The sequence below is a fragment of the Pseudomonadota bacterium genome (genome assembly GCA_037200975.1).
Lineage (GTDB): Bacteria > Pseudomonadota > Gammaproteobacteria > Steroidobacterales > Steroidobacteraceae > CADEED01.
Window position 1 is genome coordinate 2,230,458 of record JBBCGI010000001.1, and the last position, 12,441, is coordinate 2,242,898.

The following is a 12,441-nucleotide window of genomic DNA, read 5'->3' on the forward strand; positions in this document are numbered from 1 at the left end:
CGCGCCCGCCGCGCGACGCAGATCAGTTGCGCGAGCTGCGTGGTGGGGTGGATTCCTCGTCGGTCAATTCGGCATCGTCATCGGCGGGAAGCAGATCGGGATGCCCGCGCGCGACGCGCTGGATGATCTCGGCGTCCAGCGTGGTGATGGATTTCGCGACGCCGCGCTTGTACGCCGCGAACTCCTCCGGCGACACGGCATGCTCGACGGCCTCGAGCGTCGAAATCAGTTGATCGATGTAGCCGTTGATCAGCGTCACGATCTGCTCGGCGATTTTCCGATCCATCAGGTCCGTCCCCATTTACTCGACGGTGACGCTCTTCGCGAGGTTGCGCGGCTGATCGACGTCGGTGCCCTTCAGGATGGCGACGTGATAGGCGAGCAGCTGCAGCGGCACCGTGTACACCGCCGGCGCCTGGAAGTAACTCACGTGTTTGGGCATCTGGATCACGGTCACGCCGTCGGATGACGTGAAGCCGGAATCCGGATCCGCGAACACGATCAGCTCGCCACCGCGCGCGCGCACTTCCTGCAGGTTGCTCTTGAGCTTCTCGAGCAGGTCGTTGTTGGGCGCCACCGTGATGACTGGCATGTCCGCATCCACCAGCGCCAGCGGACCGTGCTTGAGCTCGCCCGCGGCATACGCCTCGGCGTGGATGTACGAGATTTCCTTGAGCTTCAACGCGCCTTCCATCGCGATCGCGGACAACGCGCCGCGGCCGAGGAACAGCGTGTGATGTTTGTCGGCGAAACGCTTGGCCAGCTCGTGGATTACCGGATCGAGTGTCAGCGTCTTTTCGATCATCGAGGGTATCTCGATGAGCCGCTGCACGAGATTGCGTTCGCGCTCGGCATCGGCGGTGCGATGTTTCGCCAGCGCGATGACCAGCATGCTGAGCGCTGCGAGCTGCGTCGTGAACGCCTTGGTCGAGGCGACGCCGATCTCGGGACCGGCGCGCGTGAGCATCACCAGTTCCGACTCGCGCACCAGCGAGCTTTCGGGCACGTTGCAGATCGCGAGCGATGAGAGATACCCCGCCTGCTTGGCGAGCCGCAACGCCGCCAGCGTGTCTGCGGTTTCGCCCGACTGCGAGATGGTCACGAACAGCGAATTCTTCGGCACGACGGGATTGCGATAACGGTATTCGCTCGCGATCTCGACGTTGCAGGGGATTTTGCAGATCTGCTCGATGAAATACCGCGCCACGGAGCCGGAGTGGAAACTCGTGCCGCAGGCGACGATGTGGACCTGCTCTGTGCGCTTGAAGATTTCCGTCGCGGTCGGACCGAACGCCGCTTCGAGCAGCCGGCCGTTGGCCACGCGCTCGGTCAACGTGTCCGCCACGGCGCGCGGCTGCTCATGGATTTCCTTGAGCATGAAATGCCGGTACTGACCCTTCTCGGCCGCGTCCGCCGACAACTCGCTCTCGCGGATCGGACGTTCGGCGCTGTCGCCATTCTTGTTCAGCACCTTGACCGAAGTGCGGCGGATGTCGGCGACATCGCCTTCTTCGAGGAACATGAAGCGGCGCGTCACCGGCAGCAGCGCGGCGACGTCGGAGGCGACGAAGTTTTCGTCGACCCCGAGGCCAATGACCACGGGGCAACCTTCGCGCGCCAGGATGATGCGCTCCGGTTCGGACTCACTAACTACCGCCAGCGCGTAGGCGCCCTCGAGCTCCGCCACCGTGGCGCGCACGGCCTTGAAAAGATCTTTCTGCGAGGCCAGGTGATGATGAACGCGATGCGCGATCACTTCGGTGTCCGTCTCCGAGGTGAACTTGTAGCCGAGCTTCTTGAGGTCTTCGCGCAGCTCTTCGTGGTTTTCGATGATGCCGTTGTGGACGATGGCGAGGCCGTCATTCGAGACGTGCGGATGCGCGTTGCGCTCGGAGGGCACGCCATGCGTGGCCCAGCGGGTGTGTGCGATGCCGACCTGGCCGTGCGTCGGGTCCGCGTCGATCGCCTCCTGCAGCATCTTCACCTTGCCGACGGTACGCAGGCGTTTGAGGTGCTGTGTGCCGTTCAACACGGCGATGCCGGCGGAGTCGTAGCCGCGGTATTCGAGCCGGCGCAGCCCTTCCATCAGGATCGGGACGACGTTGCGCTCAGCGATGGCTCCGACGATGCCGCACATTTAACAGTTGTCCGGGGAATCCAGGGGGGCGCTAGTTTGCCTGAGTGCCGGGCCCGATCGCAGTAGGAAACCCGGCCAGCCGGGCGCTTCTGATAGGCCGCTCACACAAGATCGCCCGCAGGGCGGTTGGGTGTTGAAAATCAATACTTTAGAGGCGGTACAAGGCTGCGGGAATGCTCGAGGAGGCGGTAGCGACACCGGTCTGCACGAGGGTGATGGCCGGACGATGACGATCCGGCGAATTCGCCTTTACGGTACGTCCGCACTGACATGCGCGCGGAACGCCGGCCGCACCGACAGGCGCTGGTAGTAGCCGAGTAACGCGTCGAGATGCGGCCGGTCCAGCGGCGTGTGCAGCCAGCGGTGGGTCGTCAGCCCGAGCACGACGTCGGCCAGCGTGAAGAACTCGCCGGTGATGAACTGCCCGCCGTGCGCGAAATGTGTGTCGAGCATGCGCATGTGGCGATTCCATTCGTCGACGCTGCGCGCGATCGCCGCGGCGTCGGTATGCGCCGGGCTCTTGCGCGCCAGCGCCAGAAAGCTGTAGCGCCAGGCGGTGTTGAGATCGGTGGCCTGCCAGTCCATCCACTGCTCGACCAGCGCGCGTGCCTGGGGGTCCGCGGGCAACAATGCCGCGTGCGGGTGTTTGCCCGCGAGATAACGGCAGATCGCATTCGATTCCCACAACACGAAGTTGCCATCCTGGATCACGGGGACCATGGCGTTGGGATTACGTGCCAGCAGCTGCGGGTCCGATTCCACGCGCTCGAAAGGAAGGTCGAGCTCGGCACAGGTCCACAACACCTTGCGCACGTTGATGGACGACACGCGTCCCAGCACCCGCAGCATCGTGTTATCTCTTTCCGTCGATGCTCTTGATGCGGCCATCGACGATGGTCACGACCATCGCCGCGGCGTGGGAGCCGCGCTCATAGGTCCAGGTTTCGGTGATGGTCTCGCCGACCTTCGTCATGCCGCCATTGAGGTTGCGCGTCCGCACATCTTCGACCTTCTTGTCTTGAGAAGTCGGCGCGCCGCACTTCGCGCCCAGCTCCGACACCGTCATGGAGCTGGTGACGATCCACTTGCCGCAGCGGAACGGTTCATCGGCGGAGGCCGCGAGGGGCGCCAGGCCCATCGCCACCGCGAGAATCGCTGTGATTTTCATGGCGCGATGGTAGCACCGCATCAGGGACTGAATGGATGCTTGCACCACTGGCGTTCGCACGGAATTCCGTCTCCTTCGCCATCCATATTCATGCCCGGACAGTGCTGCAGGAACCACTTGGCCTCTTCGCACGAATGCATCTGCGAGCAATAGCTGCGCCCATCACATCGGTAACGTTCGGTGGGCGTCGAGGACGCAACACGCTCAACGGGCGCGACACTCGCGGGCCGCGGGCTCGGACGCGCGGCCTGCGGCGGCAAAGTGGTCCCCTGCGCCGCCGCGGCGCGCTCCTCGAGGCTACGCGTTGGCGCGGCGGGTTCTGGCTGGACAAACGCCCGGGCGGCATCGCGCTCGGCGCGGGCATGGTCCCGATACCAGACGAAAGCCGCGAGGCAGGAGGCGAAAAGAACGAGCGTAACGAGCAATGGACGCATCCATGGCTAACTACTCTACTTTGGCGCCTCTTTCAAGCAGCAGAGCCCGAAGTTGCGAACGGTGGCAGTACTGCTCGTTTTCGCAGTAACAGCCCACCGACAGGCTGGCGTGGCTGGACAAAGCAGCCAGCACGTCGAGCGACTGGCTGGCGGCGGGCGCCGCCATTTCGGCGCGGTATTTCCGGAAGAACGCCGCCCATTGCCGGTCCGATTCGGCGGCCTGCGCGATTTTCATGAGCCCGGCGCTGGGGGCGAGCACCGGAAACCACACGTCGTACCAATCGAGCCGGGCGAAATCGGCTTTAGGTACGCCGCGCGGGGGCCGGCGCACCGTGCCGAGGCGCGTGCCCTCGGCGACGGCCCGCGGCGTTCCCAGCCGGATGATGCGGATGGTCATCGCTAGCTACTCACCGGAATACACAGCTCGCAGGCGAATACGCCGGTCCGCGAGTCGAAAGCCGCGCCGCGCGGGTAGTGCTCGAACGGCAGCCGTTGCAGGTCGACCGAATGACTCGCAGAACACGCGCCGGCAAAACGGCCCCAGGCGGCGCCAATTTCCGCGCCCGTGCCTTTGAAGAAAGTGACCGCGTAACGCCCGCCGGGGATGGTCGTCTGTTGGGCGTCCGGCAGGCGCAAGCCTTCGGGTACTTCGACGCAGGCGTCGTAACGGCACTTCTCGGGCGCCGTATCCATCGGATTGTCGACGGCAACGCCATACCGCGGGCAGTCGAGCAGGCCGTGATCGGCCAGCCACGGCGACACGACACCGCGCCAGAACTTTCCGAGCGGTTCGCCGAAAGGTCCCGTGTACCGCAGGAAGAAAACCCTGACCGGCCGGCGTTCGACGATGGCGATCTTCATCGCGTGAGTCTACACGGCGCCCGAATTGCTCCGGAAATGGTTGTTAGGAATGAATGTCGAGACGGATATTGCACGGCGCGCCCGCCGGGATGGCGGCGGCTTCCTCCGGCCGTCGTCGGACTACTTCGATGCTCCGAGCGGGAATACATCCATCTGCTCCCAGCGGCCGCTCGAATTCTCGATCAGCACGAGCTCGGTACAGCGCGCCGCGACGCCGGCGCCCGGCAGTGCGATGCGCAGCTCCACTTCGATCTCGCACAGCAACGGCTCATCGCCATGCGCGACGGTGATGTGCGGCACGATGGTGTCGAACTTCCCCTCGAACGGTGGATAGTCCGGGAACTCGGCAAATACCCCATCGATCAGCGCGGAATACGGCCGGTCCGGATCGGGCGCGAGATACAACGCGACGGGAAAACGTTCCGTGCGCGCAATGCGGTAGTCGAAGCGCGGCACAGCCGCCGCAACCTTGCGCAGCCGCGCGCGTACTTCGTCGGTCACCAGCGCAGGCGCCATGAACGGATACAGGATGGTCACGTGCGCAGGCACGTTGCGCCGCGCCGACGGGTCGTAACGATCGCGATAGCGCGAGATATACGGCTCCGCCTCGGGGACGCGGGTGATCAGCGCGGTTTCGGGCATCAGGCGAGTGCGGTGTATTCGCGCTTCACGCCGTTGAAGCGATCGAACAGCCAGCGATGACTGCCGAGCAAGTATTCATCGGCTTCGACACCCGGGTTCAGGAAAATGAGCTCCGAACATTCGTCGAGCAGCAGGCCGAGCAGGTCCGCGTACGCGCCCTCGATCACCCAGCCGTCGTTCACGGCTGTGAATTTGTCGATCTCGGTTCGCGAGCGGTCCAGCGCGCGCCGCGTCGGCGCATTCGCCTGCTCCCACGCGAGCGTGTCGAGATCCAGGTGCGCGAGCGCGTAAATCTCCGCGAGTGATTTCGCGAGAGTCGACTTGTCGGCGCCGGAATTGCCGCAGATGAGGATGCGATCGGGCGTTGAACTCGATTGCGGCGTCGACAAGTCGCGCATCAGCCGCAACCTTCGACGTAGTGCAGGTGCTCCCACGGTCCCGACTGGATCGCAGTCACCTTGCCATTGGAAGTTTCGAATCGCAGCCCGTATTCGCCGCTGCCGGATCTGAGCGTGATCGTGTGGCCATGTTCATCGTATTTATGCGGCTGGACGTCGAGTTGTGTGCCGTACAGCTCCTTCAACCGTTCTTCTGTCGTGCCGATGTGTGCGCCCGAGAATGTGCGCAGTTTCGAATCGGCGCGCAATTCGATGCGCACCACCGTGCTCTTGATGATCATCAGGTGGAAATTCGCACCGTTGCCGTCGTAGTTCAGATACCAGCAGTCCTGCGGCTGCTGCTTCGTCTCCATGCCCGGCCAGTCCGCGAGCAACAGGACTTCTTCCACGTTCATTCCGGCGCGGATCGGGCCGAGCGACCCAAACCCCAGGCACCACGTCGAGGCCGCCGAAGAGGTGGCGGCGGCAATGAGCGCGAAGCAGATCGACACGCTGCGCCTAACCACGCGGCGGCACGCTACGCAGGCGCGCAACGATGGACTCACCACTCAGCTCCACCCACAGCGTGCCGTTCATCGGGATTTGTCCTTGTCCTGCTTCTGCGGCCGCTTCCAACCGTCGATGGTCTGTTGACGTCCGCGGGTCAACGTGAGCTGACCGTCCGGCGCATCCTTGGTGATCGTGCTGCCCGCGCCGGTGGTGGCATCCTTGCCGATGCGCACCGGGGCCACCAGCATGTTGCCCGAGCCGATAAAAGCGCCATCTTCGATGGTCGTGGTCGATTTGTTCACGCCGTCGTAGTTGCAGGTGATGGTGCCCGCACCCACGTTCACGCCTTTACCGATGACGGCATCACCCAGATAGGTGAGGTGGTTGGCCTTGCTGCCGTCGTCGATCGACGTCTTCTTGAGCTCGACGAAATTTCCAACGTGTACGTCGCGTCCCAGCTTCGAACCGGGGCGTACGCGGGCGTACGGGCCGATGATGCAGCCTTCGCCGAGCACGCTTTGTTCCAGCACGGAATTCGGATGGATCACGCTGCCGGCGCCGATCGTCACGTCGCGCAGCACGACATTGGGTCCGACGCGCACGCGATCGCCGAGCACCACGTTGCCCTCGAAGAGCACATTGGCGTCGATGAACACGTCGCGGCCGACGGTGACGGCGCCGCGGACATCGATGCGGGCGGGGTCGGCCAGCGTGGCGCCGGCCAGCATCAGCTCGCGCGCGCGCTGCGCACGGTGCAGGCCTTCGAGCTCGGCCAGTTGCACCTTGTCGTTGACGCCGAGCACTTCGGCAACGCTCGGCGCGATCAATGGGACAACCTTGATCTTGTCCTTCACCGCCATCGCGATGATGTCGGTCAGATAATACTCACCCTGTGCGTTGGCGTTCTTGAGTTTGCCCAGCCATTTGCGCAGTAGTTTGGCCGGCACGGCCATGATGCCGCTGTTGCCTTCGCGGATCCTGAGCTGCGCCTTGCTCGCGTCCTTCTGCTCGACGATCTTCTGCACGGCACCGCGCTTGTCGCGCACGATGCGGCCGTAGCCCGTGGCATCGTCGAGCATGACGGTGACAAGACCCATGGCTTTCGGGCCGGTGCTGGCGATGAGCTGCGCGAGCGTCGCGGGGCGGATCAACGGCACGTCGCCGTACAGCACCAGCACCAGCTCGTCGTCCGCGACATCGGGCATGGCCTGCATGACGGCATGACCTGTGCCGAGCTGCTCGGCCTGCAGCGACCACTCGAGCTTTTCCGTACTGAGCGCGCTGCGCACCGCATCGCCGCCGTGGCCATACACGACGTGCATGGAGGAAGGTTTCAGCTCGCGGGCATTGCTAACAACATGCGCCAGCAGCGGGCGGCCGGCGAGCGGTTGCAGGACCTTGGGAAGATCGGATTTCATTCGCTTGCCCTGACCGGCAGCGAGGATGACGACGGCGACTTTCATGAGGCCGCGAGTTTAGCGTTTCGCGGTGGCGGTTTCCCGCCATCGTCGGCCGAACGCGGAATCAGCGGCGGAACTGCCTGCCGGTCGCGTTGTAGGGATCGCTGCCGCCTGCATCGACCGCAGCCAGGTTGTTCTCGCCCAGCAGCTTGTCCATGACGTCGAGTCTGGAACCGGTGGCCGCGGCCTTGCGCTCATCCGCCCTGGTCCGGGCCGCCTTGCGCGACAGCCCCGGGCCGTATTGCTCGCTCTGCGGCGTTACGGGCACTGCCCAGTCGATGTTGTTGTCGATGCCCATGGCCCGGAAATATACGCCCGAAAACTTCGCCTGGGGATGTCTGCGGTCGGATACAGATCGCCGTTCGTCGGTGGTCTGCGGCACGCAAACCGGTCATCGGGCGCTATCTACCGTTCGTCAAGATTGACCGGACCACAGCAACGCGCCGCCCAGCACGATCATCCACAGCGGCAACAGCACATTGTTAAGGCTGGATATCCATTGCACTTTCGCCGTCACGTTGCGCAAGGCACCGAGGATGAACAGGATTCCGAAGGCGATGCCGCACGCACCCAGCCAACCGGGAAAGCGGCTTTCATCCAGCTGCGCAAAGCCGGTCAGTACGAAAAACGCGCCCAGGCAGATCTCGCCGAGAAACTCGCCGATGTAGTTGCCTAGATAGAGATTCAAACCCTTGAACGTCGCGCCGATGCTGCGCCGGCCTTCGTCGCCGGATTCCGCGTACGCACCCGCCAGTGCCCAGTGCATGCTCGGCCAGCGCATCAAGCCCAGACACATCGCGAAACTGCCGAGGCAGGCGAATATCAACGCGAGGGTCATCGCGCCCGGACTGGCCGGCAGCGCAAGCGTGGCGGCGAGTGCGCCGGGAATCAGCAGCAGCGGCAGGAACGCGTAGATAGCCCAGACCGCGCGCATCGCCGAGCCGCCGTTCCGCAGGCGTGGCAGCACATCCGCGGCTTCGCCGTCGAGGACGCGTGGATAGTCGAACTTCGCGGCGAGGTAGCTGAAGACTGCGACGAACGCGAGCGCGCCCACGATGAAACAAATGCCGCCCATCAGGATCATTTCGCGGCTCCCGCCATCAAGACATGGATTTTCCCGAGCGTGGCCCAGTTGCGCGTGGTTCCCTTCTCTTCGAGATTCTTGAGCAGCGCGACCGCCGCCTTGCTCTCGAGGATGCCGTTCGCACACCACACGTAGGCCGCGTGTTTGCCGACGTGGACCTTCTCGGCACCCCACTCCGTCTTCGCCAGCGATTTCAGTGCCGCCAACGCCTTGCCGTCGTTCGTCATCGCGACCAGCAGCTTCGAGGGGTCGGTGGCGATCTTTTCGAGCACGTTGCCGGACATGGCGCCCGTCACGTCCTCGGCTGTCTTGACGATGACCAGCGCGTCGACGCCGAGCTTCTTCAGCACGGCAGCGCGCAGCCGGACCGCGAGTTTCTCCGGTGCCTCCTTTGCGCCCGTAAAAACCGCGTTGCCGCTGTTGAGCAGCGTCTGGATTTCGGTGAAGCCGAGCTTTGCCAGCAGTACGCGCAGATCACCCATGGCAATGCGTTTGGCCTTGCCGACATTGATGCCGCGGAACAGGGCGACGTAGCGCGGCATCGGTCAGCTCGTGAAAACCGGGATCATGGCGGGACCTTGCCAGAATGCGAGGTTGTTTGTCAGCCGGTAGTCGCTGGCAGCGCACCGAATAGCGACGCAGCAAGTTGTGCCGTCACCCGGCCACGGTTCAGCAGGACGTCGCACAGGAACAGGAAGGCCAGCGTTAGATAACCGAGATATGCAAAACCAAGGTAGTCGCTGTAGACAACGGTCAACAGCCAGTTCTGGTCGAATACATAGGCATAGGAGCAGAACAGCGTGGCGGCGACGAGCAGCAGTGCCGGCACGAACAGCGCCTTTACGGCTTCCGGCCGCAAGAACGTCGCAAGCAGGAGCAATAGGAAGCAGAAGCAGTTGCTGGCCGAGAAGACTCTGAAGTCACGCTGGAGCTCACCGACAACACGCAGGTAGCTGCCCTGAATCACGTCGTTTAGCTGCTCGTTGACGGCCGCGAGCGAAAGCATGCCGTCGAGCGTGGTCGCCTCGAGCCAGCGGCCAATCTTTTCGCGGGCGCCGTCGTCGAGTTCCAACATGCGCGCAATGCAGGCGGCAATCTGCCGGTCGGCGTGCGCCTTCAGATCCACCTTGTACCGTTCGATCTGCCGCTGGTTCTTATGGTAGATAGTTGCCGCGGCTCCCGCCAGGACGTCGGAGGTGCCGGCGCCGCCGAACGAATCGATGCGCGTGTGGAGTTCGCTCTCGACTTCGGACTTGATGAAACCGGCCGCGAAGGTTTCGACCCACAGCGGCCGCCAGAACGTCAGCAGAAAAAAGCACGCAAACAGCAAAGTGCCGCCGGCGCCAATGATGCGCAGGATCGCCGCCCTGACATTCACGCCGGAACGCTCATCGAAAAGTAGTGCGCCTCGATGACCATTCCCTTGCGCAAGTAGAAGCGATGCGCATCGGTTCGCTTGACGCCCGACAGTAGTCGCAGTTGGTGGCACGAGCGGCTCGCCGCCTGCGCGAGCAGCCAGTCGAACAGCTCACCACCATATCCCCGCGAGCGAGCGCCGCTCGCGACCACGAGATCTTCAATCTCGAGGTATTTTCCCGCGTGCAACCATTCCGAGACGCGGAAGCCCGCGGCGGCCTGGATGCCACCATCATCGAGGCGGGCGAGCTCGAAGGCCGTGGTGTTCATTAGGTGCAGGATCCGGGGCACGAATTCGTCGGCCTTGAGATGTGGCCGCAGCTCCGACATGACCGGAAAACATGCCGCGATGTCGGGGCCTTCGATTGCGAGCGTGATCCTCGCGGAATTGTCTTGCATTGCTGTCACCGGAGTGGCCATGACAATGGAATACGAGCAACAGCCGCAGCCGGAGGCACAGCGCGGCATATATAAGTGTCAGTCCGGGGACCGGGGCCCCGTGTCGTCGTTCTTTGCGGGTGATTGCGGCGACATCATGTGTTTCTTCGCCAGGTGCGCGCCGTAGATAGAGGCCGGGATGGTCATGACGATCGCAAAGAAGTTCAACCATAGCGGATCGCCCCACTGGAGAATGCCGAAGATCAGCCCGATCAGGCCGATACCGAGTCCGTTGTAGTACGGATACGTTTTCGCGAGCCGCGCCGCTAGGTACCCGCCGCCGATGGTCGTCGCGGTTCCCAGGATCACCCGGCTCATCAGGAATCCGCTGCTGTCGATGACGGCTTCGGTCGCCTTTCGCAAAGCCTCCTGATCGAGATCGGCGGACAACGTGCCGTCTGCGAGCACGGCCAGGGTGATCGAACTGATGATGAGGTCGGCCACGAGTTCGGCGATGAACGCGACGCAAATGGCCCAGAGGCGGATCTTGGTCATGCGCCGGTGCGCTCGAATTCCTGCGGCAACTTCAAACCCCTTGCTGATCGAACATGCGACAGGCGTTGACGATTGCCGCGGCCGTCTCGGCGTCCGCGCCTGTCGACTGCAGGAACACTTGGTACGCCTTCACGGCGAGCACAGCGATTTCGCTGGGCCGCGAGGGCACGCGCCCGCCGGGGAATTGTATGGGATAGCGGCGGATGAAGTTGGCCGTTGCGGTCACCGCGCGATGTTCGGCGCGGTCGGTCTCGTCCGGATATTCGAAACGCCAGCGCGCCACACGTTCGCTGATCGCCGGCTTCTCGTCGCCCGGTGTCGTGCCGGCGGCGGCAAACACGCGGCAGTCGTAGGTGCGGCAGGTCTCCGGTCGGTCCCGGTAGATAGAGCAGTTGCCGCCGCGGAACATCGCGCAGTGTCCCTGTGCGTCATAACCCATGAGCATCGTACCCGGCGGCGAATTCGGCGCGGGCTCGAGGCAGTCTTCGCCAATGAGCCGGCGCGCCTCGGTTTCGTGCGGACGGATTTTTATGAAATAGGAAGATGTACAGCAGCCGCGGCAATCGCCACAGGCGACGTCCATGCCCTCGGTACCCGCCAGCGCGTTGCGCATCGCGCGCAGCCACGCGGAAAAATCGCCCGCGGGCAATGGACTCAAGCGACCACCGCGGCCGTGAATCCGACGGGCGCGCGTATGCCCGGGCCGGCCGGGTACGGATGGTTCGTTTTCATGGCGCGCATGCTCGCGCGTCGCGCGGCAGCGCGCAATCGACGCCAGGCAGGCGTGTTACAGGGCGTCGTGTTTGGCGGAAATAGCGCGGTTGTAACGCGACTCGAAGTGCGCGCGGCTGTTCGCCACGGCCCACAGGCGCGCGAGGTAGGCGAATTCCTTTTCGAAGTACTCGCGGTACTGCAGGCCTTCCTTCGCGTAGCGGCAATTCCGGCACAACACGGCCAGCCAGCCGGGGAAGCCGAGGCGCTCGTACAAGCCCGACAGTTTCGATTCGAGCGTACGTACCGTTTCCACGTGCCGCAGGTAGTCGTGGCGCAGGGTGACGATGTACTTTCCGGCGGCGAGCTGCGGGTCGAGTGCCTGGTAACCGCTGTAGCGTTCGACCAGGTGTTCGGCGAATGTGAGCACCTCGGACCGCGCGGACGAAGCAGCCAGCATGACGATGTCCTCGTCGTCGCCTTCTTCATTCAGGTGCAACCGGTCGACCGCCCACTGGATACATTCGTGGTAATCGCCGCCGCCGGATTTCAGCAGAAAATAACTATGCTCGAGCTGATTGATCGCTTCCATGAACTTCCCCGCGTTGCAGGCTAACAATCTACGCCTCGACGATCCGCCGGAATATGTGGCTGCGCGAAGTACCTATGCGAAGTGGCACACGCTTTCGCGTAGGTGGACAGGCGCCC

At 63.7% G+C, this 12,441-nt stretch carries 18 protein-coding genes and 1 pseudogene; all 19 read right to left on the reverse strand.

All coding sequences use genetic code 11. The features are described from left to right. Positions 1 to 22 precede the first annotated feature (22 nt). Positions 23 to 286, reverse strand: a complete 264-nt coding sequence (locus tag WDO72_09885) for a hypothetical protein (protein ID MEJ0085983.1) — start codon at positions 284 to 286, stop codon at positions 23 to 25. A 15-nt stretch (positions 287 to 301) separates the two neighbouring features. After that, positions 302 to 2,137, reverse strand: a complete 1,836-nt coding sequence (glmS, locus tag WDO72_09890; protein ID MEJ0085984.1) for a glutamine--fructose-6-phosphate transaminase (isomerizing) — start codon at positions 2,135 to 2,137, stop codon at positions 302 to 304. Between the two features lie 249 nt (positions 2,138 to 2,386). Continuing rightward, positions 2,387 to 2,986, reverse strand: coding sequence for a glutathione S-transferase (locus WDO72_09895; protein ID MEJ0085985.1), 600 nt, complete (start codon positions 2,984 to 2,986; stop codon positions 2,387 to 2,389). Between the two features lie 4 nt (positions 2,987 to 2,990). Beyond that, positions 2,991 to 3,305 carry a DUF2845 domain-containing protein gene (locus tag WDO72_09900; GenBank protein MEJ0085986.1) on the reverse strand — a complete coding sequence of 105 codons (315 nt, stop codon included), beginning with the start codon at positions 3,303 to 3,305 and terminating at the stop codon, positions 2,991 to 2,993. Between the two features lie 20 nt (positions 3,306 to 3,325). Continuing rightward, positions 3,326 to 3,478, reverse strand: a pseudogene (locus WDO72_09905) (excalibur calcium-binding domain-containing protein). Between the two features lie 271 nt (positions 3,479 to 3,749). Further along, positions 3,750 to 4,136 carry a DUF488 family protein gene (locus WDO72_09910; GenBank protein MEJ0085987.1) on the reverse strand — a complete coding sequence of 129 codons (387 nt, stop codon included), beginning with the start codon at positions 4,134 to 4,136 and terminating at the stop codon, positions 3,750 to 3,752. A 2-nt stretch (positions 4,137 to 4,138) separates the two neighbouring features. Next, positions 4,139 to 4,600 (reverse strand): GyrI-like domain-containing protein, encoded by a 462-nt coding sequence (locus tag WDO72_09915; protein MEJ0085988.1) that lies wholly within the window; start codon positions 4,598 to 4,600, stop codon positions 4,139 to 4,141. A gap of 120 nt (positions 4,601 to 4,720) precedes the next feature. After that, entirely contained in the window at positions 4,721 to 5,242 is a 522-nt protein-coding gene (locus tag WDO72_09920) for a 2'-5' RNA ligase family protein (protein MEJ0085989.1), read from the reverse strand. Then, positions 5,242 to 5,640, reverse strand: coding sequence for a hypothetical protein (locus tag WDO72_09925; GenBank protein ID MEJ0085990.1), 399 nt, complete (start codon positions 5,638 to 5,640; stop codon positions 5,242 to 5,244). Before WDO72_09925 ends, WDO72_09920 begins: the two co-directional genes overlap by 1 nt. After that, positions 5,640 to 6,146, reverse strand: coding sequence for a hypothetical protein (locus WDO72_09930; protein ID MEJ0085991.1), 507 nt, complete (start codon positions 6,144 to 6,146; stop codon positions 5,640 to 5,642). The genes WDO72_09925 and WDO72_09930 overlap by 1 nt, the downstream gene beginning before the upstream one ends. A gap of 66 nt (positions 6,147 to 6,212) precedes the next feature. Further along, positions 6,213 to 7,592, reverse strand: coding sequence for a bifunctional UDP-N-acetylglucosamine diphosphorylase/glucosamine-1-phosphate N-acetyltransferase GlmU (gene glmU / locus WDO72_09935; GenBank protein MEJ0085992.1), 1,380 nt, complete (start codon positions 7,590 to 7,592; stop codon positions 6,213 to 6,215). Between the two features lie 61 nt (positions 7,593 to 7,653). Further along, positions 7,654 to 7,887 carry a hypothetical protein gene (locus tag WDO72_09940; GenBank protein ID MEJ0085993.1) on the reverse strand — a complete coding sequence of 78 codons (234 nt, stop codon included), beginning with the start codon at positions 7,885 to 7,887 and terminating at the stop codon, positions 7,654 to 7,656. Between the two features lie 117 nt (positions 7,888 to 8,004). Next, entirely contained in the window at positions 8,005 to 8,673 is a 669-nt protein-coding gene (locus WDO72_09945) for a DUF4386 family protein (GenBank protein ID MEJ0085994.1), read from the reverse strand. Next, positions 8,670 to 9,215 (reverse strand): DUF1697 domain-containing protein, encoded by a 546-nt coding sequence (locus WDO72_09950; GenBank protein MEJ0085995.1) that lies wholly within the window; start codon positions 9,213 to 9,215, stop codon positions 8,670 to 8,672. The genes WDO72_09945 and WDO72_09950 overlap by 4 nt, the downstream gene beginning before the upstream one ends. A 59-nt stretch (positions 9,216 to 9,274) precedes the next feature. After that, the gene (locus WDO72_09955) at positions 9,275 to 10,051 is read right to left on the reverse strand and encodes a hypothetical protein (protein MEJ0085996.1); all 777 of its coding nucleotides are present in this window, start codon (positions 10,049 to 10,051) and stop codon (positions 9,275 to 9,277) included. Further along, positions 10,048 to 10,488: a GNAT family N-acetyltransferase gene (locus tag WDO72_09960; protein MEJ0085997.1), complete on the reverse strand. Its 441-nt coding sequence runs from the start codon at positions 10,486 to 10,488 to the stop codon at positions 10,048 to 10,050. Before WDO72_09960 ends, WDO72_09955 begins: the two co-directional genes overlap by 4 nt. Positions 10,489 to 10,566: 78 nt before the next feature. Next, positions 10,567 to 11,022 carry a hypothetical protein gene (locus WDO72_09965; GenBank protein MEJ0085998.1) on the reverse strand — a complete coding sequence of 152 codons (456 nt, stop codon included), beginning with the start codon at positions 11,020 to 11,022 and terminating at the stop codon, positions 10,567 to 10,569. A 31-nt stretch (positions 11,023 to 11,053) separates the two neighbouring features. After that, on the reverse strand, positions 11,054 to 11,680 hold the full coding sequence (locus tag WDO72_09970; GenBank protein MEJ0085999.1) for a YkgJ family cysteine cluster protein: 627 nt from the start codon (positions 11,678 to 11,680) through the stop codon (positions 11,054 to 11,056). A 129-nt stretch (positions 11,681 to 11,809) separates the two neighbouring features. Then, on the reverse strand, positions 11,810 to 12,325 hold the full coding sequence (locus tag WDO72_09975; protein MEJ0086000.1) for a hypothetical protein: 516 nt from the start codon (positions 12,323 to 12,325) through the stop codon (positions 11,810 to 11,812). Positions 12,326 to 12,441: the final 116 nt, after the last annotated feature.

Bases quoted from the DNA above. Each gene is read 5' to 3' on its own strand.
- WDO72_09910 (MEJ0085987.1), bottom strand. From the start codon at position 4,136: ATGACCATCCGCATCATCCGGCTGGGAACGCCGCGGGCCGTCGCCGAG.
- glmS (MEJ0085984.1), bottom strand. From the start codon at position 2,137: ATGTGCGGCATCGTCGGAGCCATCGCTGAGCGCAACGTCGTCCCGATC.
- WDO72_09895 (MEJ0085985.1), bottom strand. From the start codon at position 2,986: ATGCTGCGGGTGCTGGGACGCGTGTCGTCCATCAACGTGCGCAAGGTG.
- WDO72_09885 (MEJ0085983.1), bottom strand. From the start codon at position 286: ATGGATCGGAAAATCGCCGAGCAGATCGTGACGCTGATCAACGGCTAC.
- glmU (MEJ0085992.1), bottom strand. From the start codon at position 7,592: ATGAAAGTCGCCGTCGTCATCCTCGCTGCCGGTCAGGGCAAGCGAATG.
- WDO72_09975 (MEJ0086000.1), bottom strand. From the start codon at position 12,325: ATGGAAGCGATCAATCAGCTCGAGCATAGTTATTTTCTGCTGAAATCC.
- WDO72_09960 (MEJ0085997.1), bottom strand. From the start codon at position 10,488: ATGCAAGACAATTCCGCGAGGATCACGCTCGCAATCGAAGGCCCCGAC.
- WDO72_09925 (MEJ0085990.1), bottom strand. From the start codon at position 5,640: ATGCGCGACTTGTCGACGCCGCAATCGAGTTCAACGCCCGATCGCATC.
- WDO72_09950 (MEJ0085995.1), bottom strand. From the start codon at position 9,215: ATGCCGCGCTACGTCGCCCTGTTCCGCGGCATCAATGTCGGCAAGGCC.
- WDO72_09900 (MEJ0085986.1), bottom strand. From the start codon at position 3,305: ATGAAAATCACAGCGATTCTCGCGGTGGCGATGGGCCTGGCGCCCCTC.
- WDO72_09965 (MEJ0085998.1), bottom strand. From the start codon at position 11,022: ATGACCAAGATCCGCCTCTGGGCCATTTGCGTCGCGTTCATCGCCGAA.
- WDO72_09945 (MEJ0085994.1), bottom strand. From the start codon at position 8,673: ATGATCCTGATGGGCGGCATTTGTTTCATCGTGGGCGCGCTCGCGTTC.
- WDO72_09940 (MEJ0085993.1), bottom strand. From the start codon at position 7,887: ATGGGCATCGACAACAACATCGACTGGGCAGTGCCCGTAACGCCGCAG.
- WDO72_09915 (MEJ0085988.1), bottom strand. From the start codon at position 4,600: ATGAAGATCGCCATCGTCGAACGCCGGCCGGTCAGGGTTTTCTTCCTG.
- WDO72_09920 (MEJ0085989.1), bottom strand. From the start codon at position 5,242: ATGCCCGAAACCGCGCTGATCACCCGCGTCCCCGAGGCGGAGCCGTAT.